Source organism: Stenotrophomonas sp. SAU14A_NAIMI4_5, assembly GCF_003086795.1.
In the GTDB taxonomy this organism is placed as follows: domain Bacteria; phylum Pseudomonadota; class Gammaproteobacteria; order Xanthomonadales; family Xanthomonadaceae; genus Stenotrophomonas.
On sequence record NZ_CP026003.1, the window covers coordinates 1992489 to 2017529 of the forward strand.

22 protein-coding genes and 3 pseudogenes are annotated in these 25041 nt (G+C 65.2%); 13 read left to right on the top strand and 12 right to left on the bottom strand.

Annotation, left to right across the window (positions count from 1 at the left end; genetic code table 11):
- Nucleotides 1–6 precede the first annotated feature (6 nt).
- The 3 genes and pseudogenes from C1925_RS21285 to C1925_RS09435 all read left to right on the top strand — a co-directional run.
- Nucleotides 7–165 (top strand): annotated as a pseudogene (locus tag C1925_RS21285) (DUF2958 domain-containing protein); the annotation flags it as partial.
- Nucleotides 158–445 (top strand): annotated as a pseudogene (locus C1925_RS21290) (type 1 glutamine amidotransferase domain-containing protein); the annotation flags it as partial. The pseudogenes C1925_RS21285 and C1925_RS21290, both read left to right, overlap by 8 nt.
- A 73-nt stretch (nucleotides 446–518) precedes the next feature.
- The gene (locus tag C1925_RS09435; protein WP_108768643.1) at nucleotides 519–1301 is read left to right on the top strand and encodes a 3-hydroxybutyrate dehydrogenase; all 783 of its coding nucleotides are present in this window, start codon (nucleotides 519–521) and stop codon (nucleotides 1299–1301) included.
- A 151-nt stretch (nucleotides 1302–1452) separates the two neighbouring features.
- Here C1925_RS09435 and C1925_RS09440 read toward each other — a convergent pair whose 3' ends face one another.
- Nucleotides 1453–2712, bottom strand: coding sequence for a hypothetical protein (locus C1925_RS09440; RefSeq protein ID WP_108768644.1), 1260 nt, complete (start codon nucleotides 2710–2712; stop codon nucleotides 1453–1455).
- A gap of 348 nt (nucleotides 2713–3060) precedes the next feature.
- Here C1925_RS09440 and C1925_RS09445 point away from each other — a divergent pair.
- A pseudogene (locus C1925_RS09445) lies at nucleotides 3061–3195 on the top strand (SDR family oxidoreductase); the annotation flags it as partial.
- 105 nt (nucleotides 3196–3300) lie between these two features.
- Here the strand turns inward: C1925_RS09445 and C1925_RS09450 are convergent.
- The 6 genes from C1925_RS09450 to C1925_RS09475 form a co-directional block, all read right to left on the bottom strand.
- Nucleotides 3301–3657 (bottom strand): hypothetical protein, encoded by a 357-nt coding sequence (locus C1925_RS09450; protein WP_108768645.1) that lies wholly within the window; start codon nucleotides 3655–3657, stop codon nucleotides 3301–3303.
- A gap of 662 nt (nucleotides 3658–4319) precedes the next feature.
- On the bottom strand, nucleotides 4320–4880 hold the full coding sequence (locus C1925_RS09455) for an alpha/beta fold hydrolase (RefSeq protein WP_108768646.1): 561 nt from the start codon (nucleotides 4878–4880) through the stop codon (nucleotides 4320–4322).
- 105 nt (nucleotides 4881–4985) lie between these two features.
- On the bottom strand, nucleotides 4986–5435 hold the full coding sequence (locus C1925_RS09460) for a chemotaxis protein CheW (protein WP_108768647.1): 450 nt from the start codon (nucleotides 5433–5435) through the stop codon (nucleotides 4986–4988).
- Between the two features lie 114 nt (nucleotides 5436–5549).
- Nucleotides 5550–7316, bottom strand: coding sequence for a sensor domain-containing phosphodiesterase (locus C1925_RS09465; protein WP_254051415.1), 1767 nt, complete (start codon nucleotides 7314–7316; stop codon nucleotides 5550–5552).
- 120 nt (nucleotides 7317–7436) lie between these two features.
- On the bottom strand, nucleotides 7437–9029 hold the full coding sequence (locus tag C1925_RS09470) for a sensor domain-containing diguanylate cyclase (RefSeq protein WP_254051416.1): 1593 nt from the start codon (nucleotides 9027–9029) through the stop codon (nucleotides 7437–7439).
- Between the two features lie 183 nt (nucleotides 9030–9212).
- Nucleotides 9213–10046: an oxidoreductase gene (locus tag C1925_RS09475; RefSeq protein ID WP_108770665.1), complete on the bottom strand. Its 834-nt coding sequence runs from the start codon at nucleotides 10044–10046 to the stop codon at nucleotides 9213–9215.
- 100 nt (nucleotides 10047–10146) lie between these two features.
- Between C1925_RS09475 and C1925_RS09480 the strand changes: the two genes are divergently transcribed.
- The 3 genes from C1925_RS09480 to C1925_RS09490 all read left to right on the top strand — a co-directional run bounded on the left by C1925_RS09480 (nucleotide 10147) and on the right by C1925_RS09490 (nucleotide 11996).
- The gene (locus tag C1925_RS09480; protein WP_254051417.1) at nucleotides 10147–11088 is read left to right on the top strand and encodes an AraC family transcriptional regulator; all 942 of its coding nucleotides are present in this window, start codon (nucleotides 10147–10149) and stop codon (nucleotides 11086–11088) included.
- A gap of 129 nt (nucleotides 11089–11217) precedes the next feature.
- Nucleotides 11218–11649, top strand: coding sequence for a BLUF domain-containing protein (locus C1925_RS09485; protein ID WP_108768650.1), 432 nt, complete (start codon nucleotides 11218–11220; stop codon nucleotides 11647–11649).
- Nucleotides 11650–11711: 62 nt separating this feature from the next.
- Nucleotides 11712–11996, top strand: a complete 285-nt coding sequence (locus C1925_RS09490; protein WP_174213503.1) for a hypothetical protein — start codon at nucleotides 11712–11714, stop codon at nucleotides 11994–11996.
- A gap of 18 nt (nucleotides 11997–12014) precedes the next feature.
- On the opposite strand, the gene C1925_RS09495 is transcribed toward C1925_RS09490, so the two are convergent.
- Nucleotides 12015–12446: a BLUF domain-containing protein gene (locus C1925_RS09495; RefSeq protein WP_108768651.1), complete on the bottom strand. Its 432-nt coding sequence runs from the start codon at nucleotides 12444–12446 to the stop codon at nucleotides 12015–12017.
- A 216-nt stretch (nucleotides 12447–12662) separates the two neighbouring features.
- On the opposite strand from C1925_RS09495, the gene C1925_RS09500 reads away from it, so the two are divergent.
- Nucleotides 12663–15563: a PAS domain S-box protein gene (locus tag C1925_RS09500; RefSeq protein WP_174213504.1), complete on the top strand. Its 2901-nt coding sequence runs from the start codon at nucleotides 12663–12665 to the stop codon at nucleotides 15561–15563.
- Here C1925_RS09500 and C1925_RS09505 read toward each other — a convergent pair.
- Both C1925_RS09505 and C1925_RS09510 read right to left on the bottom strand, forming a co-directional pair.
- Entirely contained in the window at nucleotides 15520–15864 is a 345-nt protein-coding gene (locus tag C1925_RS09505; RefSeq protein ID WP_174213539.1) for a response regulator, read from the bottom strand. The two genes, C1925_RS09500 and C1925_RS09505, sit on opposite strands and share 44 nt — an antisense overlap.
- A gap of 124 nt (nucleotides 15865–15988) precedes the next feature.
- Nucleotides 15989–16159, bottom strand: coding sequence for a CsbD family protein (locus C1925_RS09510; protein ID WP_079221650.1), 171 nt, complete (start codon nucleotides 16157–16159; stop codon nucleotides 15989–15991).
- Nucleotides 16160–16504: 345 nt separating this feature from the next.
- Here C1925_RS09510 and C1925_RS09515 point away from each other — a divergent pair, with 345 nt between their 5' ends.
- Together C1925_RS09515 and C1925_RS09520 are read left to right on the top strand one after the other, a co-directional pair.
- Nucleotides 16505–17092: a TetR/AcrR family transcriptional regulator gene (locus tag C1925_RS09515; protein ID WP_108768654.1), complete on the top strand. Its 588-nt coding sequence runs from the start codon at nucleotides 16505–16507 to the stop codon at nucleotides 17090–17092.
- 91 nt (nucleotides 17093–17183) lie between these two features.
- On the top strand, nucleotides 17184–17684 hold the full coding sequence (locus tag C1925_RS09520; RefSeq protein WP_108768655.1) for a hypothetical protein: 501 nt from the start codon (nucleotides 17184–17186) through the stop codon (nucleotides 17682–17684).
- 5 nt (nucleotides 17685–17689) lie between these two features.
- Here C1925_RS09520 and tmk read toward each other — a convergent pair whose 3' ends face one another.
- Nucleotides 17690–18325 (bottom strand): dTMP kinase, encoded by a 636-nt coding sequence (gene tmk / locus C1925_RS09525; protein ID WP_159097506.1) that lies wholly within the window; start codon nucleotides 18323–18325, stop codon nucleotides 17690–17692.
- A 43-nt stretch (nucleotides 18326–18368) separates the two neighbouring features.
- Between tmk and C1925_RS09530 the strand changes: the two genes are divergently transcribed.
- The gene (locus C1925_RS09530) at nucleotides 18369–19784 is read left to right on the top strand and encodes a radical SAM protein (protein ID WP_108768657.1); all 1416 of its coding nucleotides are present in this window, start codon (nucleotides 18369–18371) and stop codon (nucleotides 19782–19784) included.
- A complete protein-coding gene (locus tag C1925_RS09535; protein ID WP_108768658.1) occupies nucleotides 19781–21247 on the top strand; it encodes an HD domain-containing protein in 1467 nt (488 codons plus the stop codon). The genes C1925_RS09530 and C1925_RS09535 overlap by 4 nt, the downstream gene beginning before the upstream one ends.
- On the opposite strand, the gene C1925_RS09540 is transcribed toward C1925_RS09535, so the two are convergent.
- A complete protein-coding gene (locus C1925_RS09540; protein ID WP_108768659.1) occupies nucleotides 21219–22211 on the bottom strand; it encodes a helix-turn-helix domain-containing protein in 993 nt (330 codons plus the stop codon). The two genes, C1925_RS09535 and C1925_RS09540, sit on opposite strands and share 29 nt — an antisense overlap.
- 234 nt (nucleotides 22212–22445) lie before the next feature.
- On the opposite strand from C1925_RS09540, the gene C1925_RS09545 reads away from it, so the two are divergent.
- Nucleotides 22446–25031: a TonB-dependent receptor gene (locus C1925_RS09545; protein WP_108768660.1), complete on the top strand. Its 2586-nt coding sequence runs from the start codon at nucleotides 22446–22448 to the stop codon at nucleotides 25029–25031.
- Nucleotides 25032–25041: the final 10 nt, after the last annotated feature.

Genomic DNA, 25041 nt, shown 5'->3' on the forward strand with positions numbered 1-25041 from the left:
CTGCCTATGACCCTGCCGCTTGTCACCGCTGATGAACGCGCCCGGCTGCTGGCTCACGGCGCGGCGCTCGCCGCTAGACAGCGGCTCGACCCGCTGCCCGTGGCGCGCCTATTCACCCCGGACGCGCATGTGACTTGGCTGCTGGTGTCGCTCGATCGTAGCGAAGCTGGAAGCGGGAGCCAAGCCCACTACACCGAAGTGGATCTACAGCGGTTATCAGATGACGGTGATCAGCAACCAGGAAGAAGAGCAGGCCAAGCCGATGCTGGGCGGCGGTGAGATGAAGTTCTACCCGCAGACGGGGTTGGAGCGGGCGGGTGCGCGCTTCAGCAGCAACACCACGCCGTGGACCGGCCACGTGGTGGTGGATCGCGAGTTGATCACTGGGCAGAACCCGGCTTCGGCGCAGGAAGTGGGGCAGCGGTTGGTTGAGCGGCTGAAGTGATGGGGCGCTGAGCAGGACCATCCACGCGTGGCGTGGATCTACACTTGGGCCTCCGTCCTAAGGAATCTCCCCCATGTTCTCTGGAAAGGTCGCGGTAGTTACTGGCTCCACCAGCGGTATCGGTCTTGGCATCGCGACCGCTTTGGCGAGGCAAGGTGCCGACATCGTGCTGAATGGCTTCGGCGATGCGCAGGACATCGAACGCATCCGCTCCAGCCTGGAGACCGAGTTCGGTGTACGGGTGGCGCATGACGGCGCCGATCTTTCGCTTGGCGAGGCTGTGCGGGAGATGATCGCCCACACCGTTGCTACGATGGGCCGCATCGACATCCTGGTGAACAACGCGGGCATTCAGCACACCGCCTCGATCGAGGAATTCCCCGTCGAGAAGTGGGATGCGATCCTGGCGCTGAATCTGTCGGCGGTGTTCCATGCAACGGCGGCGGCCTTGCCGCACATGAAGCAGCAGGGATGGGGCCGCATCATCAACATCGCGTCGGCGCACGGCCTGGTGGGCTCAGTGAACAAGTCGGCGTATGTGGCGGCCAAGCATGGCGTGGTTGGGTTTACCAAGGTGACCGGGTTGGAGAACGCGGGCACGGGCATCACGGCCAATGCCATCTGCCCGGGGTGGGTGCGGACCCCGCTGGTTGAGAAGCAGATCACTGCGCTGGCGAAGCGGGAGGGAACCGACCAGGAGTCGGCCGCCCGTGAGCTGCTGGCTGAAAAGCAGCCTTCGCTGCAGTTCGTGACGCCGGATCAGCTTGGGGAAATGGTGGTGTTTCTAGCGTCGGATGCTGCGGCTCAGATGACGGGCACGGCGCTTCCGATGGATGGTGGTTGGACAGCGCGATAACGGGTGCGCTAGTAGGCCGCTGCCTTTGACCTGTCGCGGCGTGATTTCACACGACGCAGCGTTGCGCCTGGCTGAACCGGCTATCGGTTCAGCCAGCCTAGGGCGGCGTATCCAGGCGCTCTTTCAGGGCCCGGATCCTTTCTGCGCGCAATCAAGTCAATCCCAGTGCCACACAGTGGCGCTCTTCTTCTTCGGCGAGCCGTTGTACTGTTCCGAGATCGACGTTTCGCGCAGATGTGCGGCGCGCCTCGACCTTTTCGGGTGCCATCTCTGATTGCAGTGCGGCTGGGGCGCAATTTCCGAGAGCACGTTGAAAATCCAGTTCGTCAATTCTGGCGAAGAGTACACGACGATTTTCATCATCCATCACCATCATACTTACGGGAGTTAGACGAAGCAGATCGCGCCAACGCCGATCGAGCGACACGAAATAGGGGATAAAAAATGTATCTCCCTCATTCTTAGTAGCGGTCTTCTCCATTGCGCGTAGCAACGTCATGTCCCAGGCCATGCCGCGAATCTTCTGCAGCATTCCAGCAGATTTCCCAATGATTGGCCCGAAGAATGGGGAGCCCTGATTGGTGATCATGCCACTCCAGATCAGATGCAGCTCGGTTAGTGATATCGACCCTAGGGTGTCAATGCAAAAATGGAGAAGCTCGCCCAGTATTCGGCCCTTGTCTCTTGTGCCGGGCCCGTGCCAGAGTCGAGCGAAACGTAGTAGCAACGCACGCGTTCGAATGCTGTTGGCTTCAAGACGCGCTATCTCCTCACTGCTCTGCAGTTCGAGCAGGAACGCATCGGCTTCGGATCTGAGCCGGTCCCTCAGATTCTGCGGCGGGGTGTCGAAGACGAGCTGGCTGGCATCACGTCGCAAGGCGTCCCAATCGAGGTGGTCGAGCATGCGGAATGCGATCAGTGTATTCAATGGGCGCCCATTGGAAGGATCCTCCCGGACTAGTCGCGTGTTCTCTATAAGAAAGGGCATTACATCGAATTGGACACGGTTGTTTTGAGCCTTCAGCATGAGAATTTCGACGACCCTGTCGCGTTCGACTTGCTGGATGTTCTCGCCAGCAACAACCGCCCGAAGCTTCTCCGCGAAATTGGAATCAAAGCTGAGCGAGAAATCGATTTGGACACTGGAGCTGCCGCCGTTTAGTCGGGCGTCGATGGCGGTTCCTGCTGATAGGAAAAGTGCACGCGGTCCCTTGAAGAACGGGGTCACGTACTGGCTTGAAGAAGCGCCCAGTCCGAGATCCAAGTCAACCGCACCCGGAGCGTCGGTGCAGAGTACGGTGCGAATGTACGCACATTCCCCGGAGCGGCGCTCTTCGATGGCGCCGATCGCGGCCATGTCATTGTTCAGGATGGCAGAGAATATTGCGTCGGCAATGGGTAGGTCGCACATGGTTTGCTCATCCTAGAAACAGCTGCCTGCTGGCCAGCGTCCTGCAGCGCAAGACACTCCATCGGCAAACAAGGGAAAAGACTCGTAAGCTTTCTTACTAGGATGATTTAGCGGAAATTCCACGTACTTGCAATGTCCACCAACAGGTGATCGGTGATGGCTCTGAAGGATTGAGGTCTCTTTCCCGCATGCTGAGCGTCATTTGCTACGCATCGAGCGAGAGCACGCGCACCTAGTGGACCGGCAGCTCCCGTTTTCTGAATCACCTGCATCGCCCGCTTGGTACAAGTCTCCACGAGGATGGTGATGTACAAGTAGATGCAAACAGGTAGCGTCAACGTTTGGGCAGCCAAAGTGCAGCCGTCCTTGCAATTTGTTACGCCGGAGCAGCTTGGGGAGATGGTGGTGTTTCTGGCGTCGGACGCCGCGGCGCAGATGACGGGCACGGCGCTTCCGATGGATGGTGGTTGGACCGCACGCTAAGCGTGGCTGCGCGGGATGTTTGATTCCCCGCCGGGCATGGCCCGGCGCTACCGGGGCAGGGTGGTAGCGCGGGGCCATGCCCCGCGAGCGCGCAGCGCGGCGGCGTCAGGCGGGCCTGACTTCCCTGCAAACCAGTTCGGCCAGCTCCCGGCAGGCAAAGAACAGTCCCTCAACCACGCCTTCGTCCAGGTGACGGTTGGGCGTGGCTACTGACTCGCAGCGGCTTGCTGCGTGCAGCATTTCGACGGCTGTGAGGATCGCCACGGCCGCGCGATCAATCCGGGCCAGCGACTGCCGCCGCCCTTCGGAGAGGTTCTCTTCCGGCCACAACATTCCATCGGAGCCTTCGCCATCGCGGATGCGCTTGAGGCAGCCCTGGAAGGTGCTGAGGTCGGAGGAGGGGTTGTTGTCGTCGTTGATCGAGTCATCGACGGAGAAGGGCGGGTTCTTGCGGGTGCTCATGGCGTCGGCTTCCGTGGCTGTACTTAACAGCGCCACCGCGCGGAAGCGGGTGGCGGACGGTGCGTGGCTGCAAACCGGGTAGCTAAGCGAAATAGACCGGTGGGTCCGTGGACCCCCACGCACCGCCCGCCATACAGGCCGACGGATTGCCCGCCGGCACCGGTTTCCGGTCGGTGCCGACGGGCAAGCGCAAACAGCAGTCGCTTTTGCCACACGGGTTTGCAGACCCGGCCACCCGTTGTCGGTGGCGCGCCATGATGTTTACGCATGCACGTTCGCTTCAATGAGAAAAATCCGAAACGTGCGGATGAATCGAGAGAGCGGGAAAGAGTGTCGCACGCACCGGCAATGGCGGAAGCGACAAGGGATGACGCGGGCGCGACCAGGCACTCGTGCAGACGACATGCAATGCCGCAAACGGCCCGCATTGGAGTGAGGCGCGTGACGCTTCTCGCTTACCAGTCGTTGTATGAAGCATTCCGGCCGAACGTGTGGGCGACCCGATGCGTAGAACGACGTGACGCATCCGGCCGATTTGTCGTGCCGGATGCGTCATGCGGCCGCTGCGCTCGCCGGGCATGGCCCGGCGCTAGCAGAGGGTTGGTCGGGCGAAGCGCGAAGTTGGCGCACGCAGGCGCGAACGTGGCCCGCGCAAACGGCCCTTACGGATTCGCATCCAGGAACGCGCGGATCACCGGCCCAATCTCCTGCACATGGCTTTCCAACGCGAAATGCCCGGTGTCATAGAAACGCACCTCCGCCTTCGGCAGATCGCGCTTGACCGCTTCGGCACCGGCCGGAATGAAGATCGCATCGTTCCGCCCCCACACCGCCAGCAGCGGCGGCTTGCGGTCGCGGAAGTACTTCTGCAGCTGCGGGTACATCACGACATTGGTGCGGTAATCCAGCATCAGGTCCAGCTGGATATCCAGATTGCCCGGGCGCGCCAGGCGCTCGTTGTCCAGCGTGTAGGTTTCCGGCGCGATGCGCATCGCATCCGGCGCGCCGTGGGTGTACTGCCACTGGATGCTTTCCGGGGTGAACATGCCGCGCAGTGCATCGCGGTTGGCTGCGGTCGGCGCGCTCCAGTAGCGATTGATCGGTTCCCACAGTTCGCCCAGGCCTTCTTCATAGGCGTTGCCATTCTGCGAAACGATGGCGGTGATGCGTTCCGGGTGCTGGCCGGGGGAAACGCGGTCATCGGTACGGCCGGTGTGGGGCATGCCGATGGTGGGTGTGGTGATGTCGTTGGTTGCTCGTGGGCTGCCGGCGGTGCCGGGCCGCTGTGCTCGCCGGGCATGGCCCGGCGCTACCGGGTGGGCTCGGCGCTACGGTGCTGCGATCAGCAGGGCGGGGTCGATCAGCGGGATCTCGCCGTTGTCGGCCATGGCAATGCTCTGGCTGCAGAACACATACCCCAGCGGATTGGCGGCGCGCAGCTGCTTGCGTGGCACGCTTTCGATATCGCCCACTTCATCCACGGCCAGGCCGATCACATCCACGCCGGCCCGCACCAGCGTCATCGCCGGGCAGGTATAGGTAAACGGTGTCAGCCCGCTGAGGCGGCGCAGATCGGCCACGCGCAGGGCGTCCCCGCGGACGGTCAGCCTGGGCCCGCCTTCGCCCACAGGGCGGTCGAAGGTCTCCTGGCCGCGGATCTCGACGGCGGCCTGGACATCCACCGCAAACCACTGCTCACCGGCCCGTACGGCCAGGTATTCAAAGAAAGAACGCGACGGCGAGGCCGGTGATCCGGCCGAAGAGGAAGACGGCTGCAAAAGGAATCCAGTGGAAGGGGCATTGCTGCTACGCCGCCATCATGCCCGCTTCGCCTCGACAACAGTGTGCGAAGAAGATGAACGCACTCAGCCCCGTTCAGCCCGGCGTATGACTCATGCCAGAACGTACGGCACCGTCTGCAGTTCGGCCAGGTCCGTGGCGCTTACCGGGCGTGACAACGCAAAGCCCTGGATCTCGTCGCAGCCGTACGCCTGCAGCAGGGCCACCTGCCCAGGGGTCTCTGCACCTTCGCCCACCGTGTTGTAACCCAGGCCTTGGGCCAGTCTGATGACTGCCTGCACCTTCAGTTGCGCGCGGGTATCCGTGGAAAGGTCGTCGATCATCGACTTGTCCAGCTTGATCGTGTGGATGGGCAATTCGGTGAGGTAGCCAAAGTTGCTGTAGCCACTGCCGAAATCATCCACGGCCAGGCGAACTCCCGCAGCAGCCAGCTCTTTCAGTTGCTCGCCGGGCGGGGAATCCGCGCGAAGCCACTCGCCTTCGGTAATTTCGATCTCCACATCCTGGCAGCGCAGGCCGTGCCTCTCGATATGCGCAAGTAGGCGGGTGGCCATGCCAACACGTGCAACATCACGTGGCGACAGGTTGATGGACAGCACCATCGAAATCCCTTCCCGACGCCACTGGGCCAATTGCGTCAATGCACGGTCCAGTACCCAGTCGGTCACCACCTCCATCAGTGCAGTGCGTTCGAACACGGGAATGAATTCGGCCGGGCTCACTGCGCCCAGGTCGGGATGGTTCCAGCGCAGGAGCACCTCAGCGGCCACCGGCACCAGATCCCGCGCGCGATAGCGCGGCTGGTACACCAGATAGAACTCATCATTCAGAAGTCCGCGCTCGGCGTCGGTCGCCAGACGATAGCCGCGCTTCAAGCCGGCATCCCGGCTGGCTGAGTACCAGCAGAACGGTGCGCCGGTGCTGTGCGCGCAGTGCAGGCCGATCAGCATGCGCCGGAGGACATCGTCGGCGCTGTGGCGGTCCAGTTCGATTTCGCACAGGCCTGCATGGAACATCGGGGACATCGGTACGGCGGCAGCAAGCATGGGGCGGGTCAGGCGGCCCTGCAGCTCGTTCACCATCCGCTCGGCAGCCTCACCGTCAGATTTCCTCAACACGAATGCAAACCGGGTTACCCCCACGTGGTAGACCTCGGCGACGCCTTCCAGGGCAGACTTGATGCGCGCACCCGCGCGGCGGATGAGCGCTTCCAGCGGGGCCATGCCCAGCACCTGCCCAGCTTCATTTGCCCTTGGCAGATCCAGCACGTCTACCAGTACGGCCACACACACGCGCTGTGGGGCGCGTGCCGACCAGGCGGCGTAGTCGAGGGCGAACTGATGACGGTTGGGCAGTCCGCTGACAGGGTCGCGGCGGCCCGTGAGGACCCGCAGCTCAAGCTCATTCATGACCGCAATGGCCAGTGTCTGAAGCTGCCTGCGGTCGTCTTCGGAAAACGTTCGGGCTGCCGGGTCCATTACGCAGAGGGCGCCAATGGCTACGCCATTCTTGGCCAGCAGCGGTGCGCCAGCGTAGAACCGAAGATGTGGCGGCTTCACCACAAGCGGGTTGCCCGCGAAGCGAGGGTCGGCGCGCAGGTCGGCGACCACCATGCCGTCGGCCGAGCGGATCGTGTGAGCGCAGATGGAATGCTCGATCTGCATTTCGGCAGCATCCAGGCCCTGCCGCGCGATCATCCGCTGCCGTTCAGTCTCAACGAGGGAAACGAAGGCCACTTCGGTCTGGAACAGGCGCGTGGCCAGCTCGGTGAGGCGGTCCAGTGAACTGCTGACAACCTCATCCAGGGCATCCAGGCTGCCCAATGTCGACATGCGTTCTTCAGAGCGGGTAGGGGCCATGTGCTTTAACCGGTTGAACGGGAGCGCGGGAGCCAGATCGTCGCAATGCCTTGAACTGTGAGCAAAGCCAGAGTTGCAGGTGTATTGCGGTGGTGCCGTGTAGACGCAGCAAGCACCACGTCAAGAGGGCGCTGCAGGCCGAGGGTTGCGACTGCGGTAGAGCACGGCACGGTTGCGGCCGCCGTGCTTGGCCCGGTACAGCGCCTTGTCGGCCTGGCGGATGGCCAGATCGGGGTTGGCCTGGGTTTCCGGGTAATGGCTGACCCCGGCGGAAATGGTGACGTGCCCGACCTTGGGGAAGGCCTGCGCTTCAATGGCGGCGCGCAGGCGCTCGGCCACCTGCAGCGCGGTTTCGGCAGTGACCTCCGGCAGCAGCACCAGGAACTCCTCGCCACCGAGGCGGCACAGCACGTCCTGCGGGCGGGCGTTGGCGCGCATGCTCTGGGCAACGCCGGCGATGACCTGGTCACCGGCGTCGTGGCCGTGGCGGTCGTTCACCTCCTTGAAGTGGTCCACATCGAGGGTGATGACCCCGAACGGCACGCCGGAGGCGGTGAGCGCGCTGAGCGCGCGTTCCAGCCCGCGCCGGTTGAGCAGCTGGGTGAGGGGATCGGTGAGCGCGGCCAGGTCGAGCTTGCCGATGCGGTCGCTGAGATTGCGGAAGCTGACCAGCACCGCCTGCTTCAGCTGGGCGGCTTCGAAATACCAGGAATTGACCGCCTTGACCCGCGACATGGCGGCGCCGACATCGCCTTCCTGTGCGTGCCGGGCCAGCTGCTGCAGCGGCGCGGCGATGCGTCGCGAGCACAGCCAGATGAGGACCAGCGACAGCAGGCCGAGCGGCGCGGCATTGCGCAGCACGGTGCCGAACAGGCTGCCCATGGGCGCGGTGGCGGCTTCGATGGGACGCTGGGCGACGATGCCCCAGCCGGCAGCGGGCACCGGTGCGAAGCCAGCCAGCATGTGTACGCCGTGGCTGTTGTGCGAATGCAGTGCGCCGGCGCGGCCTTGGCTGAGTGCATCGACGGCGGCGTTGCGGGTGGCGGCCTGTCCGACCCGGTCCGGCTCGGGGTGGTAGAGCACGGTGCCATCGCGGCTGACCACGTACAGGTACGAACCATCCTCGTAGGGGTGCGTGCCGAGCAGGGAATGCAGGACGTTCGGGTCGCGCAGGTGGATGGAGGCGGTGATGTAGCCGGCGTACTCGCCGTCGGCATCGAACACCGGGTGCGAGAGGGTGACGACCAGGTTCCCCGTGTGGGCCATGAACGGATCGCTGACCATCGGCAGCCGTTGCTGCAGGGCCTTGCGGTTGGCGGCGCTGGTGAGCGCCTTGCCCTGCAGTTCCGGCAGCGCGGGCGAAGTGCCGACCACCACGCCCTGCGCGTTCACCGCGATGACGCTGTTGAAGGCATCGGTCTGCAGCTTGATGCGCTCGACTTCATCGTCATGGGCGGTCGGTTGGCCGAGGCCACGACTGAGCCGCTCGGCTCCAAGCGCGAGCTGCTGCTGCGCGTTCAATACGAAGTGCTGGGTGGATTGGGCCAGCGAGTGGGCGTACACACGGTTGGCTTCCAGGCTCTTTTCGACGAGCTGCTGGTGCTGCACCTGGTAGCTGGCCCACAGCGTATTGGCCAGCATGACGAGTGCCGACAGCGTGGCGAGCGCGAGGATCAGCCGCTGCAGGTTCACCTGCCGGATCGATGCATTCACCCTCGCGCCTCCCTGGCTGCTGGTAGGCGCTCAGGCTACAACCGGGGGGAGGGCGAACCGTGCGCGCGGCCTTCACGTGGACCAAGGGCCTGGCAGCGTGCCGACCAACGGTCGGCACCCACCAACAGGGTCGTGCCCCGGTAGCGCCGGGCCATGCCCGGCGAGCGCAGCGGCCAAGCCGGCTCAGCCGTCGGTGGAACGGCTCAGGCCCTCCCACGCCTCGATACCGGCAGCCAGATCCTGCAGCTTGCCGCGCACCAGCTGCACCGCATCGCTGCCCAGCAGCAGGTGGGCGGGCGGGGCGGAGCTGTCGATCAGCTGCAGCATGGCCTGCGCGGCCTTCAACGGGTCGCCCAGCTGCTGCCCGCTCTTGGCCTCGCGCGCGCTGCGGATGGGGTCGAACAGGGCGTCGTAATCCCCGATCGCGCGTGGCGAGCGCACCATCGAACGGCCGGCCCAATCGGTGCGGAACGAACCGGGCGCGACGGCGGTGACGTGGATGCCGAAGCCGGCCACTTCCTTGGCCAGCACTTCGCTGATGCCTTCCAGCGCGAACTTGCTGCCGCAGTACCAGGCGATGCCCGGCATCGTGATGAAGCCGCCCATGGAGGTGATGTTGAGGATGTGGCCGCGGCGGCGCGCGCGCATGTGCGGCAGTACGGCCTTGATGAGGGCGGCCGGGCCGAACACGTTCACCTCGAACTGCTTGCGCAGATCTGCGAGTGTCGATTCCTCGAGCACGCCTTCGTGGCCGTAACCGGCGTTGTTGACCAGCACGTCGATGGCGCCGATGTCGGTTTCGATATGGCGGACGAGGGCATCGATGGCGTCGGCATCGGTGACGTCCAAGAGGCGCGCGAATGCCTTGCCGGGGGCGAGGGCTTCGAAGTCGCTGCGGGCGGTTTCGCTGCGCACGGTGCCGACCACGCGATGGCCGGCCTGCAGGGCCTGCTCGGCCAGGGCACGGCCGAAGCCACTGCTGACGCCGGTGATGAGGAAGAGGCGGGAGGTCGCCATGGTCATGGGTCTCGGTTGCGGGACTTGCACGTTAGTGCTTGCCTGGAAGGCGGCCCAGGCCTAGGATTCGGTCATTCTTGCCTATTCCTCTGAGGTGCCCGTGCCCGCTGTTGAACCGTCGCTGCAGGCGCGCATGGTCGGCCTGCTGCAGGCGCAGGCCACGCAGGAGGGCTACACGCTGACGGCCCTGCCGGGCGTGCGCCTGCTGCGCTCGGACCGGCCGCTGGCGCGGACGCCGGTGCTGTATGACCCGGGCATCGTGATCGTCTGCCAGGGCGTGAAGCGCGGCTACATGGGCGCAAAGGTCTACCAGTACGACGCGCAGCATTACCTGGCGGTGTCGGTGCCGGTGCCGTTCACCATGGAAACCGAGGCGAGCGCCGACGCGCCGCTGCTGGCGATCTACCTGCACCTGGACCTGCAGCTGGCCGCGGAGCTGATGCTGGAGCTGGAGGCGCACGCGGATGCTGTGCCAGCACCGGCGCAGAGCATGATGGCCAGCCCGATGGAGCCGGCGATGCAGGCCACCGTGCTGCGTCTGCTGGAGGCGCTGGGTGATCCGCTGGAGGCGGCGGTGCTCGGCCCGGCGCTGGTGCGCGAGCTGTATTTCCGCGTGCTGACCGGTGCACAGGGTGGCGCGATGCGCGAGGCACTGGCGATGCGCGGGCGCTTTGGCCGCATCGGCAAGGTGCTGCGGCATATCCATGCGGCCTACGCGACGGCGCTGGATGTGGACGCGTTGGCGGCCGAGGCGGAGATGAGCGTGCCGACCTTCCACGATCACTTCCGTGCGATCACCGGTACCTCGCCGATGCAATACGTGAAGTCGACCCGGCTGCACCAGGCGCGCCTGCTGATGCTGCGCCAGGGCATGACGGCCGAGGCGGCCGCGCTGGGAGTGGGCTACGCCAGTGCCTCGCAGTTCAATCGGGAGTTCAAGCGATTGTTCGCGCTGCCGCCCGCAGCGGAGGTGGCGCGGATGCGGCGCAGCTTCGCACTGCCGCCGGCGCCGGTGGATGCGGTGTATGTGTCGTCGCATTGAGGACTGACCGGACGCGCGTGTCGGCTGATAGTCACAAGACCCGCACAGGCGGCTGGTTAACGTGACGCACGCGTTTCCACCTCCGGCACGACTTTCTACGTCGCGTCATTCTCCTTTCCGGAAGTCCCCATGTCTGCCCTGCCTTTGCGTGCGCTGGCCTACCAGAGCACCGTGTCGTGTCCGTTGGCCGCCGATTCGATAGACGAACTGCTCATCGATGCCATGGCGCGTAACCAGGCGCTGTCGGTGACCGGCGTGCTGCTGTTCGATGGGCATCGGTTCTTCCAGTATCTGGAAGGCCCGGAAGAGGCCATCTACCAGGTTTTCAGCCGGATCGAGGCCGCCACGCGCCATGGCAATGTCGTGGTGCAGTTTGATGAAGCGGTCAGCGAGCGCTACTTCCGCACCTGGTCGATGGTCTGCCGCAGCGTGGACGTGTCGGCCCTGCACGCCATCGCCGCGGGCAAATGGAAGCGGCATTTCCCCACGGTGCGCGAGGACCGCCGTGCGGTGCCGGGGCTGGCGCCACTGGTGGACTTCTGGGAGCTGCCGCACGCGTGAGCGTGCTCACTCCGGCATGACGGGGTGAGCGGCTAGGGTGGCTGCTCACACGAGGGGGAAGCATGGAAGAATCGAACGGCGGTATGGTGCGCTGGCTGAGTTTCCGGCTGCGCAATGGGCAATCGATCGGCCCGGAACGGTTGCGCGAGGCGTGGACCTGGGCCTGCCAGTCGCCGCGTTCGGGTGTGCGCCGCGAGCAGCTGGGCGAAGACCACTGGGTCTACGCCCTGTACGGCCCAGAGCTGATCTCCTGCCCACGGACTGCCGAGCAGCGCATGCGTGGCTTCCTGCTGGAGGCGGGCTATATCTTCACGATGGGTTCGCTGGGGCGGCGCGAGGCCGCCTGACGCCGCGCTCAACCTTGCTTACGCTGCTGCACCGCCCAAGGCAGGGAAGTGCGGGCGCAGCAGCGAGGCAAGCAGCTCCATGCCGGGGCTGGCCACGGTGGCGCGGCGCCCGAACTCGTCCCACTGCGCGTTGACCAGGCCGGAGACGATGGTCTGGCCGGTTTCGACCCGGGTCATTGCCCAGTAGGGCACCGCACGCGTTTCGATCGGGGCATCCAGCACCTGCACCAGGCCGTGGTGCGAGCGGCTTTCGTGAATGCGATGCATGACGGTCGTCAGCCCGTCCGGGGGGCCCTCGAGGTATTGGAAGAACTGCTGCCCACTGATGAGCAATGCCCCAGTGACGCCTGCAACGCGATTGAACGAGGCCGATTGGGAGATGATGCCGCGGATCTTGTCATCGGAAAGGCCAGCCGACATGTGGCTGGAGTACGCAAATGCACGGAGCATGGAAGGGGTTCGTATGTGACGCGCGTCACTATACGGAGCCGCCTTCGGGGAGGCGTGAGGCTTTGCTCACGCGTTCTGCGGGCAAGCGCTGCGCGGGGGATCCGTTGACGGCGGCGTGCGCCCCGATGCCGTACATTGGTGTCGACAGTCTCACTTTCTGCAGCGGGCCGGATGCCCCTGGGGTGCTGCGACTCCCGCTTTTCTCCAGGAATTGAAATGCAGCCCCATTTTCCCGTATTCCCCCGTGCTGCAGGCGCTGCGGCCGAGCGTGTCCGTCATCACGACTGGTCGGCGACAGCCCTTGGGGCCGTTGCGCAGTGGCCCGCTTCACTGCGCTGTGCGGTGGAATTGATGCTCAATTCCCCGGAAAGCATGTACCTGGTCTGGGGCGACGAGCTGGTTTTCCTGTTCAACGATGCCTATGCACCGATCCTGGGGCCGCGCCTGGACCAAGCGATGGGCGCACCGCTGCGCAGCCTCTGGGCCGATGCGTGGCCTGCAGTACGCGAGCCGATCGAGCAGGCTTTTGCCGGGAAGGGGTCGCGTTTCGAGAATGTGCCGGTGGCGATGAACCGCTATGGGACGCCGGAAGACACCTGGTGGACGTTCTCGTTCTCCCCGCTGTACGGGGACGAGGAAAAGGTCGCGGGCGCCTTCTGCGTGACCAAGGAAGTGACCGGCATGGTGGTGGCGCAGGATCGCTTGGCACGCGAGAACGAACGGCTGATCGCGCTGTTCGAGAAGTCCCCGCTGTTCATGGCGTTCCTGACCGGGCCGGAACATTGCATCGAGCTGGTCAATCCGGGCTATGCAAGCCTGATCGGGCACCGCGAGGTGATTGGCCACCCCATTGTCGAGGCGTTGCCGGAGGTGCTGGACCAGGGGTATCTGCATCTGCTGGATGAGGTCTACCGCACGGGTGAGCCGTACATCGGGCGCAAGGTGGCCTACGACAGCGGCATCGCGCAGGCCGGCAGCGATCCGCGCCATATCGTCGACGTGGTGTTCCAGCCGTGCAAGGACGAGGCGGGGCGGGTCAACGGCATCTTCGTGCAGGGCCTGGACTTGACGCCGCAGGTGGCGCTTGAGCGTCACCTCTCGCTGACCGAGGCGCGGCACCGGCAGATCATGGACAGTGCCCGTGACTACGCGATCATCGCCTTCGACATGGACGGTCTGGTGACCCTGTGGAACCGCGGCGCGGAGGAGATACTCGGTTGGCATGAGTCCGAAGTGCTGGGCCGTCATGGAGAGGTGCTCTACCTGGACGATGACCGACTGGCCGGCCGCTTCCGCTACAACATGGACCAGGCGCGGTTGCGGGGAGGTCTGAGCGGTGAGCGCTGGCTGCGTCGGCGCGACGGGGATCGGTTCTGGGCACATGGTTCAATGGCGGTCCTGCGTGGCCATGAAGGCGAGGCCGTGGGTTATGTGGTGGTATTCCGCGACCGCACGGCCGAGCGACACGCTTCCGAAGCGCTGGTACAGAGCGAGCGACGACTGGGGGCGCTGGTTGCTGCAGCAACGCAGTCGCTGTACGCCATTTCTGCCGACTGGCAGCAGGTAAACCTGATCTATCGCCAGGGCGGCGCCGCGGACCTTCGCGAGGCCGGCGGGTCGTGGCGCGATCAGTTGATCCATCCTGCCGATCGTGACGCCGTGGATGCCGCCATCGAACAGGCACGCGAAACGGGTTCGGCGCTGGAGGTGGAACACCGCAGCCTGATGCCCGACGGCGAGGTTCGCTGGTTGCAGATGCGTGCCGTGCCGCTGCTGGATGAGGACGGGCAGGTACGGGAGTGGTTTGGTGCAGCGGCTGACATCAGCGACCGCCGCATTGCCCAGCAGCGTCTGCAACAGTTGACCCTGACCCTGGAGGAGCGGGTGCAGGCACGAACGGCCGAACTGATGGCCATGGAAGAGCGTCTGCGGCAGGGCCAGAAGATGGAATCGCTGGGCCAGTTGACCGGCGGCATCGCGCACGATTTCAACAACATGCTGACCGCTGTTTCGATGGGTCTGGAGCTGCTGGAACTGCGGGTGGGGCAGGGACGCGTGGAGGATCTGCAGCGTTATCTCGAGATGGCTCGAGGTGGCGCCGACCGGGCTGCGGCACTGACCCAACGTCTGCTCGCGTTTTCGCGGCGGCAGACCCTGGCACCATCGTCGGTGCGCGTTTCCACGCTGGTAAGCGGCATGCTGGACATTCTCAGTCGTTCCATCGGGCCTTCGATCGGCATTGAAACGCGACTGCAGGACGGCGGCGATGACGTACTGGTGGATGCGCCGCAGCTTGAGAACGCCCTGCTCAATCTCTGCATCAACGCCCGCGACGCCATGCCCGAAGGCGGAACGCTGGTCATCGCCTCGGACATCGAGGTGGTGACAAGCGCACGCGGTGAGCAGCTTGGACTGCCCGCAGCGACGTACGTGCGCCTTTCCGTGTGTGATACCGGGACCGGTATGGATGCCAGCGTGCTGGAGAAGGTATTCGAACCGTTCTTCACCACCAAGCCGATCGGCCAGGGCACCGGGCTCGGCCTTTCGATGATCTACGGGTTTACCCGGCAGTCGGGCGGGCAGGTGGACGTCGAATCCACGCCGGGGCAGGGCACCACGATCAGCCTTTATCTGCCGCAGTTCAGCCCCGCGCCGGCGACCTGCGCCGAGCCCGTGGCCGATGCCTCAACCATGCCAATGCTCTCGGGCCGCTCAGTGCTGCTGGTTGAGGATGAAGCGTCCATCCGGGCGCTGGTGCGCGATGTCCTGAGCACGCAGGGTCATCACGTGACCGAAGCGGCGAATGGCAGCGAGGCGCTTTCGTTGTTGGCGACTGACCATTCGTTCGACCTGCTGGTGACCGATGTGGGCCTGACGGGAGCATTGAATGGACGCCAGGTTGCCGACGCGGGTCGGCAGACGCGACCGGCGATGCCTGTCCTGTTCATCACCGGCTACGCAGCATTTGCGGCGGTGGGCGGTGAGCACCTTGAGGCGGGCATGGAGATTCTGACCAAACCCTTCTCTGCCGTAGAACTCGAGCGGCGCGTAGACCGGTTGCTGGCAGGGGAATTCAGATCGTGGAGTGCACCGACTTCAGAAGCTCCCGCAGCGTGAACGGCTTGCGCAGCAGGGGTATGTGGCGGGGCAGGATCTCCGGATCGCCCGCGAACTGGCCAGCGTAGCCGGTCATCAGCAGGACGCGCAGGGCGGGGTCACGGCCCATCGCGTGGCGCGCGAGCTCGCAACCATTCATGCCTGGCAGCCGGATGTCCGAGATCAGCAGATCGAACGACCCGGCGCTGCACAGCGCAGTAACCGCCGCTTCTGCATCGCCAACCGCAGTGATCTCGTAGCCGCTCTCGGACAGGACATCCTCGGTAAGTTCGCGGATGGCCGTGTCATCCTCTACAAGCAGGATGCGTTGCGTCGTCGGTGGAGTCACAGCGGGGGAGTTCTCGATGCATGTGGCGGAGCTGCAGATGCCCTCGATTGAGGGCACCCGGAAGCCGCGTGATGAGGCGCGGCGGTATTCCAGTGAATCAGTGGCGCGCGTCATCCTTGGCCTTGCCGACGGCGCTCTGCACTTTGCCAACGCCCTTCTGTGCCTTGCCTTCAAGTTCCTGCGTCTTGTTGCCGGTGACCTTGCCGGCCACTTCCTTCACCGTGCCCTTGACCTGGTTCTTGGCACCTTCGGTACGATTCTTGTCCATTGCAGAACACCTTTCTGGAAAGCCCGGGATGGGGGCTTCGATCCTGCGTGCGCGGGGGTGGCGTGCCAGTGAAAGAAACGCGAGCGCCATCCTCACGCCGGTAGCGCCTGGGCATGCCTGGCGGGAAATGCGGCGCGGCCCCTCGGTGGCGCAAAGCAATGCCTGGCGAGCATCGAGTTATGGCCCGCGGACCCGACAGCGTGCCGACCAACGGTCGGCACCCACCAACAGCGTGGCGAGGCCACGACCCCCAGCCAACAGGGTCGCGAGGCGACGACCCCCGGTAGCGCCGGGCCATGCCCGGCGGATTGACAGCGAATCTACCTACTAGTAGGGTGAGTCCCCATGAAAGACCCGCTCTCCCCCAAAGCCCACGAGATTCTCGCCCACGCCCGTTCGCTGCTGGAAGCCGGCGGCTACAACGGTTTCAGCTACGCCGACGTCTCGGCGCGGGTGAACATCAGCAAGGCCAGCATCCATCACCACTTCCCCAGCAAGGCGGATCTGGTGCGGACGGTGGTGGTGCTCTACCGGGCCGAGGCGCGCGAGGGCCTGGCGCTGCTCGACCGGCAGCTGGGCGACCCGTTGCAGGAGCTCAATGCCTACGTGGATTATTGGTCCAGCTGCATTGCCGGCGGCACGTCCTCGTTCTGCATCTGCGCGATGCTGGCCGCCGAGGCGCCGATGATTCCGGCCGAGATTGCCGATGAAGTGCGCGGCCATTTCGAGGATCTCAGTGGCTGGCTGGCGCTGACCCTGGAGAAGGGCGCGGCGACCGGCCAGCTGCGGCTGCAGGGTTCGGCAGCGGATGAGGCCAAGGCGTTCATGTCATCGGTGCACGGCGCGATGCTGGCCGCGCGCGGCCTGGGTGATGCGGCCACGTTTGCGGCGCTGGCGCGCCTGGCCATCGCGCGGGTCAGCGCGGCAGCCTGAGGTTTGTGTGATGGGCCTGCGGCAACGCGGGCCTTCTTTTTACCCTTAAATCCTACCTACTAGTAGGTTTAATCATTCTCGGAGACATCCCATGGCACACCCCCTGTCCACCCTCGGCGCGATCCACACTGCCGTCAGCCTGATCCCGGTCTTGGCCGGCCTGTATGGCTTCATCCGCCATCGCGCGATCGACCCGGCCACGCGCTCGGGCAAGCTCTACCTGCTGGGCCTGGTGCTGTCGGTCGCGACGGCCTTCACCATCTCCAGCACCGGCGGGTTGAACCCCGGCCATGCGTTCGGGGTGATCGTGCTGCTGATAGCCTTCGGCGGCGTGTTCGCGGGGCGGCTGCGTTTCCTAGGCCGCTTGGCGCCGTACCTGTCGACGTTCGCCTTGTCCTTCAGCTTCCTGCTGTCACTGGTGCCGGGCACCAACGAAACGCTGACCCGCGTGCCGGTGGGCCATCCCATTGCCGCCGCGCCGCTGGCACCGGTGGTGCTGCAGGTGTTGCTGGGCTGCGCGGTGGTGTTCGTGATCGGCTTCGCCGCGCAGTGCTGGCGCATCCATGCGCGCAACAAACATGCGCGGGCCTGATGCCATCAGGCTGCGATCGGGTGAAGTCGGCCGGCGGCCTGCAGCACATCAAGGATCTGCGCGGTGATCCATTCCTCGCTGCCCGTGGCGTCGATCACGTGGCAGCGCTGCGGATCACGCCGCGCCGCCTCCAGCAGGCCGCGACGGATGCGACCGAAGTTGCGATGCGCCTCGGCCGGGTCGCTGTGTCGCGCAGGTGCATTTGCATCACGACGTTGCAAAGCCGTCTTGGCATCGAGATCCAGGATGAAGGTGAAGTCCGGACGCGTCTGGCCGGTGACATGGTTCGAAACGACATCGGAGAACAACTCGGACACCGTGTTCTCGAAGACCTGGAAAGCGAACGTTGAATCGATGAATCTGTCGCAAACAACCCACGACCCCGCATCAAGCGCTGGGCGAATCACGCTTCGGACGTGGTCATGGCGCGCGGCGGAAACCAGCAGCATTTCTTCGTAGGCGTCGAGCCTGCGCGCGCGCTGTTTCACCAGGATTGCCCGTATTTCCGGGCCGATATGGCCACCGTCGGGCTCCTTCGCAGCGACGACCTCAATGCCGCGTTCGCCCAATGCTGCGACCAGACGCTTGGCCTGCGTCGTCTTTCCACTGCCATCTATCCCTTCAAACGTGACAAAAGCCATCGTGTCTGCCCTATAAATCATTAACGACGGTTTTGAGCATGGCATGAAGCACTCCGAGGCAGTGGTGTTCGTATCGGCAGGCATGTCCTCGCCAAAGAAGCGCGACCATGCGCTGGCGCGGCGGCAGCTGTATTTGAACTACGGCGCGCTTTCGCTGGCGACGACCTTGTCTCTGGCCGGATACGACACTTCTGTCGTGCACGGTGAACATGAGACGCCCGAGAGTGTCGTTGCAGCGCTGCTGCAATCGGGCCGGCTGCCCTCGGTGTATCCGCTGATGCTGTCCCTGCCCAGCTTTCATGCGCTGCCGTGGGCGCGCACGTTCTGCACGCTGATCCGGCGCGCGCTGCCCGATTGCCGCATCGTCGTCGGCGGGCGCTGGGTGGTGGGCCCCGACCCGGAGTGGCTGCGCGGCAAATTGCCCGAGGCCGAGGTGTTCGTGCCAGGGCTGGCCGAGCCGTACATCGAGGCGCTGCTGACCGGCCTGCCGGAGATGGGCCGACCGCGCGTGCCGCGGCCCGACCGGCCCTTGCAGCACCCGCTGGTGGACGGCTACCTGCGTTACCAGCCCAGCGTGGAGGCGTCGCGCGGGTGCGGCATGGGCTGCGGCTTCTGCGAGGAACGTGACATCCCCGTGGACAAGCTGGGCCCGGCCGAACGGTTGTGGACGACGATGAAGGCCGTACAGGCGCAGTACGCCGGCGGCGAGATCCGGCCCTACCTGCAGGCCTCGATGTTCGTGCCCACCTCACGCTGGGCCGAAGCGCTGGCCGAGTGCGTGCAGCGCGACACCCTGCAGATTGCGTGGCGGACCGAGAGCCGGGTGGACGCGCTGACCGAGGACACCATCGCGGCGCTGGCCGCGGCGGGGATGAAGGTCCTGGACCTCGGTTTGGAGACTGCTTCGCCGCAGCAGATCGTGGCGATGAACAAGTCGCGGTTTCCCGACCGCTACCTGGACCGCGCCTCGCGGCTGCTGAACGCCTGCGCGCGTGAGGGCGTGCAGGCCAAGGTGAACGTGCTGATCTATGGCGGCGAAACGGCCAGGACCCTGGGCGAGACGCAGCAGTGGCTGGATGAGCATGCCGGTTGCATCGCCGGTGTGTCGGTGGGCCCGGTGGTGGCGTACGGGCCACCGAAGACGGCCGACCCGTTTCTGCACGAGCTGGTTGAACTGGGCGCGCGCACCATCGATGCGGGCAGCGCGCAGGAGACCGGCATCAGCCGTATCCATCCAAGCCACGAGATCGATGCCACCGATGCCGAACACTTGAGTCTGCAGCTGTCGCGCCGCTACATGGATGCAGACCAGTATTTCCGGCTCAAGCAGTTTTCGTATTACCCGCGGGACTATGGGAGGAACGATTTCGACCACGACGTGGCCCGCTCGGATCCGGCAAGGCTGCCTTTCCGGACCGCTGGCGATGCGCCGACAATGAACCAGAGAACGACGAGGTGACTGTGGATACGAGCAAGACCATCAAGGACCCCATCCACGGGGCGGTGAAGTTTGAAGGCGCGGCCGAGCTGGAACTGAAGAACCTGCTGTCGGACCCGTACTTCCAGCGGCTGCGGCGGGTGAAGCAGCTGGGGTTCTCCGACCACGTGTTTCCCTCGGCCACGCACTCAAGGTTTGCCCATTCGCTGGGGGTGTATGGCGTTGCCAAGCGTCTGCTGTCGGTGGTGGAGCCAAAGGGCCGCGGTGATGACTGGTCACGCAAGGGCAAGGCCTGCCTGGCGGCAGCGCTGCTGCACGACGTAGGCCATGGCATGTTCAGCCATGCATTCGAGCACGCGATGGAGAAGTTCATCGAGACCCACCCCGAGGTAGGTGAGCAGTTCAAGGACGCGGTCAACCACGAGAAGCTGAGCCGCCGCATCGTGACCGAGACCTCCGTGGCGCAGGTGCTGGAGCGCATCGGCGGTGATGGCTTCGCCGAGGAAGTGGCTGCGATGATCGAGAAGCAGGACCCGGACTGCATCTACACGTCCATCGTCTCCAGCCAGCTGGATGCCGATCGCCTCGACTACGCAAAGCGCGATCCGTACTTCGCTGGCGTGTCCTCCGGCGGCATCGATCTCGACTGGCTGGTGGATCACCTGCGCCTGGGGACGCGTTCGTCCGGCCAGTTCTTCTACGTCGACAGCAAGGCGTTCATCTCGATCGAGCAGTTCATGGTGACCGTGTTCCAGCTCTATCCCACCCTGTACCTGCATCACCGTACACGTGGGTTCGAGCACATGTTCTCGAGGCTGATGGTGCGGGTGTTCGAACTGATCGGTGAGGACGCTCCAGAGAAGGCCGGCTTGAGCGACACCCATCCGTTGGTGCACTTCTTCCGCGAACCGGGCAACCTCGAGCACACCCTGGTGCTGGATGACTCGCTGTTCTGGGGCTCGTTGCATCTGTTCCTGGCTGCACCGGACGAGGCGGTCAGCCAACTGGCCAAGCGCTTTGCCGAGCGGCGTTCGTACCCCAGACATGATGTCTGGCGCATCGCCGAAGGCCTCGCGGTGAAGCATCGTGGCTACATGGCGCTGTCGGCCAGTGAACGCGTCGGTGTCCTGCACAACGCCTGTGAAGCAGCCTGTGCCGCGCTCACGGGTGACGCTGGCATCTGGCAGGATTCATGCCACTACGATACCTATCCCCGCAAGCTGTACACGGAAAGGCGTATCGAGGGTGGGCATCCGCAACAGATCAACGTTGCGCATGGCGGCCTGATCGTTGATATCGCATCGGTGTCGCCAATTGTTGCCAGTGCTGCGGCATTCACCATCCATCGCATCTACTACGATGACACGGTGAAGGGGCTGGGTGAGCGGCTGGAGGATGCGATCACCGAGCGCCTGAAAGTGGCTGTCGCGGCCGAGCTGGAACGCGCCGGGATGATCAGCACCCCACCAGCCGATCCGCACTGAGCGCACCGCGATGCAGGTTGCGGTATTCCGTCGGGCTGGCATCGACCAGCCCGCGGAAATGCCGGCGGAACGATTCCTGCGAGCCGAAGCCGGCCTGTTCGGCTACCCACTGCAGCGGGCGGTCGGTGGATTCCAGCAGTTCGCGGGCAAACGCCACGCGCTCGCGGATGAGCCAGTCGATGGGTGACAGGCCGGTGGCTTCGAGGAACTGCCGCTGCAGGGTGCGCTGGCTCAACGCGGCCTGCTCGGCCAGGCTGCCCAGTGAATGCGCCTCGCGCAGGTTGTGGCGCATCCATTCCATCAGCTTGGCCAGCCGCGTGGGTTCGCCGTTGGGAATGGCCCGGCTGACCCGCTGGCTTCGCTCGGCATCGCGCCACGGTGCCAGCACCAGGCGCTCGGCCACCAGGTTGGCCACGCGCGCGCCGTAATCCTTGCGGACCATGTGTAGCATCATGTCCATGCCGGTTGCCGAGCCAGCCGAGGTGATGATGTCGCCGGTGTCGACGTACAGCACATCCTCGCGCACGTGGATGCGCGGGAAGTCGCGCGCCAGCGCTTCGGTGAGCCGCCAGTGCGTGGTGGCCTGGCGGCCATCGAGCAGGCCGGCCCAGGCCAGCACGAAGGCCCCCGAGCAGATGGAGGTGATGCGTGCGCCACGCGCATGGGCGCGGATGAGCGCGTCCAGCAGCGCCTGCGGTGGGCGTTCGCTGGGCTCGCGCCAGCCGGGGATGACGATGATGTCGGCGTCGTCGATGGCAGCGAGCGAGTAGGGCAGCTGCACCTGGGCGCTGCCGAGCATGCGCAGTGCACCGGGTTCGCCGGCGCAGAGCTGGGTGCGATACCAGGCCACGCCCAGTTCCGGGCGGATGGGCGCGAACAGGCCGACCGCGCAGCCGAACTCGAACAGCCCCTGGCCGTGGCAGGCCACGATGGCGACGGTGGGCGCGGTCGGGTCGATGCTCATGGCTTGATGCTACCGAGGCGGCTGCGGTGCGCGCAGTGGCGTGCGGGCATGTGCAGATGCCAGCGGGGTATATGGAAGGGATCTGACCCCTGGCATCACCCCTTGCGTAAGGTCATTACCAGCGGTCATGTGGCTGGCCGGATATGACGGTTGGGTGACGCGATATCGGCTGTTGCGTCGCCGGCTCGGGTCTTTGAATGGAGGTGTGTCTCCGGCCCACCCCCACGAGCCCCCATGCCTGCCGCCCATTCGCCTGTCCTGAATACCCTTGCTGTCCTGATCGCGGCCGCGCTGGCCGCCACCACCGCCCATGCCGCCGACGCGGACGCCGATGCGCCTGCCAGTGCGGCCACGGCAACCTCGGCCAACCTCGCCGCGTCCACCCTGGATGCAGTGGTGGTCACCGGCTCACGCTCCAGTACGCGCACGGTCAAGAACAGTTCCACGCCCATCGACGTGATCTCCGCCGAAGACCTGGCCGCCACCGGCCAGGCCAACCTGCTGGAAGCGCTGCAGCGCAGCCTGCCGTCACTGAGCCAGATCGGCGGCTACCAGAGCGACCAGGAAAGCCTGATCCGCGGTTACCAGCTGCGCAACCTGTCGCCGGGCTACACGCTGGTGCTGGTGAACGGCAAACGCCGCAATGCCAGCGCCTATGTCAGCGGTGCGAACGGTGGCGGCTATCCCGGCCACGCCTGGGCCGACCTCGCGCTGATTCCGGTGGCGGCCATTGACCATGTCGAAGTGCTGCGCGATGGCGCCTCGGCCATCTACGGCTCCGATGCCATCACCGGCGTGGTCAACGTCATCCTGAAGTCGCAGGCGCAGGGTGGCGATGTTTCGGTGGAAAGCGGGCAGAGCATCGACGGCGACGGCACGCGTACCAGCGTGCGCGCGAACGTCGGCCTGCCGTGGGGGGAGGATGGCTTCGTCAACCTGTCTGGCGAAACCACCCGCCAGCACCACGCCATCCGCACGCGGCGCTACATCGATGGCTACCTGAGCTATCCGGCAGTGGATGCCGACGGCAATCTGGTCGCGCTGCGGCCGAACAACCAGCTTCCCGCCGGTGCCACGCCGAACCCGGCCGAGGCCACGCGCGATGCAGAAGCCAATACCATCCTCAGTTCGCCGTCGTATTCGCTGAAGTCCTTTGCACTGAACGCCGGCCACGGCCTGGGCGAGAACGCCCAGTTCTACGCCACGGCGACCGCCAGTGACCGCAGCGCGCAGGCCATCCAGAACTTCCGCCTGCCAGCGACGATCTTCACCACCTACAAGGCACCGAGCGTGCTGAGCGTCTGGCCCGACGGCTTCCTGCCGGTCCTGGAGACCAAGGAGAAGCAGTACACCGGCAGTGCCGGGGTGAAGGGACAGTTGGCGGGCTGGGATTACGACGCCAGCCTGACCGGCAACCGCAGCACGGTGCGCACCTACACGCGCAACTCGGCCAACTTCTCGCTGCCGTACCCGGGCTCGCCCACCGACTTCTATGACGGCAAGCTGGATTACCAGCAGGGCATCGCGAACCTCGACCTGCGTCGTGGCTTCGACGTCGCCGCGCTGGCCTCGCCGCTGGAGGTGAGTGCCGGTGCCGAGTACCAGCATGAACAGTACGAGCGCGGGGCAGGGCAGTGGGAGTCGTACACCGGATTCGGTGCCGCCGCCTTCGTCGGCTACTCCACCGCCGATGCGGTGAAGGCCACGCGCAACAGCAAGGCGGTGTACGTGGGCGCGGCCAGCAACATCACCTCGCGCTGGTACCTGGATGCAGCCGCGCGCTGGGAAGACCATTCGGACTTCGGCAGTGTGTCGACCGGGCGCCTGACCACGCGGTTTGATTTCACCGATGCGCTGGGCGTGCGCGCGACGGTCAGCAACGGCTTCCATGCGCCGAGCCTGGGGGCACAGTTCTACCAGGCCACCGGCAGCTGCCCGTGCGGCACCACGCTGGTGGCACAGGTGTCATCGCCGGCGGCCGTTGCGCTCGGTGCGACGCCGCTGAAGCCGGAGAAGGCCACCAACTACAGCCTGGGCGTCACCTGGGACCCGAGCCCGGCCTTCCATCTGGCGGTGGACGCTTACCAGATCGACATCCGTGGGCAGCTGGGCCAGTCCAGCCAGATCGGCTACAACGCGCAGGACCCGGCCAACATCACCGACAACAGCGGCACGGTGCTGACCGCGGCGCAGAAGAGCACCATCGATGCGCTGCTGGGCACGGCCGGCATCAGCATCCTGCCCGGCGATGCGTTCTATGCCAGCTACTTCACCAACGTCGGCAATACCGGTACGCGCGGCGTGGAGCTGACCCTCGAAGCGAACCAGGACACCGCGTGGGGCAAGCTGCGCTGGACCTACGCGGCCAACGTCGGCCGTACCACCATCCAGAAGGTCAGCGACATTCCTGCCGCGCTGCAGGGCCTGCCGAACATCAACCTGCTGACGAAATCCAGCGAATACGCACTGCGCTTCCGCACGCCCAGCTACACGCAGGTGGCGGGCCTGGGCTGGCAGAACGGGCGCTGGCGCTCGAACCTGGACTTCACCTACTACGGCCCGATCAAGCGCCTGAACAACGGCGTGGAGTACAAGCAGCCGCCGGTGCTGGTGACCAATCTGTCCGGCGGCGTCGAGCTGGGCGGCGGCTGGAGCGCGACGCTGGGCATCAACAACCTGTTCGACAAGCGCACCCGCAAGGTGCCCGAGTACGCGCGCAGCGCCAGCGACGTGGCCAGCATCGAAACCACCTGGGATACCGGCGATGTGCTGAGCACCGTGGGTGCGTTCTGGTACGGGCGGGTCAATTTCCGGTTTTGATTGAAAGGAG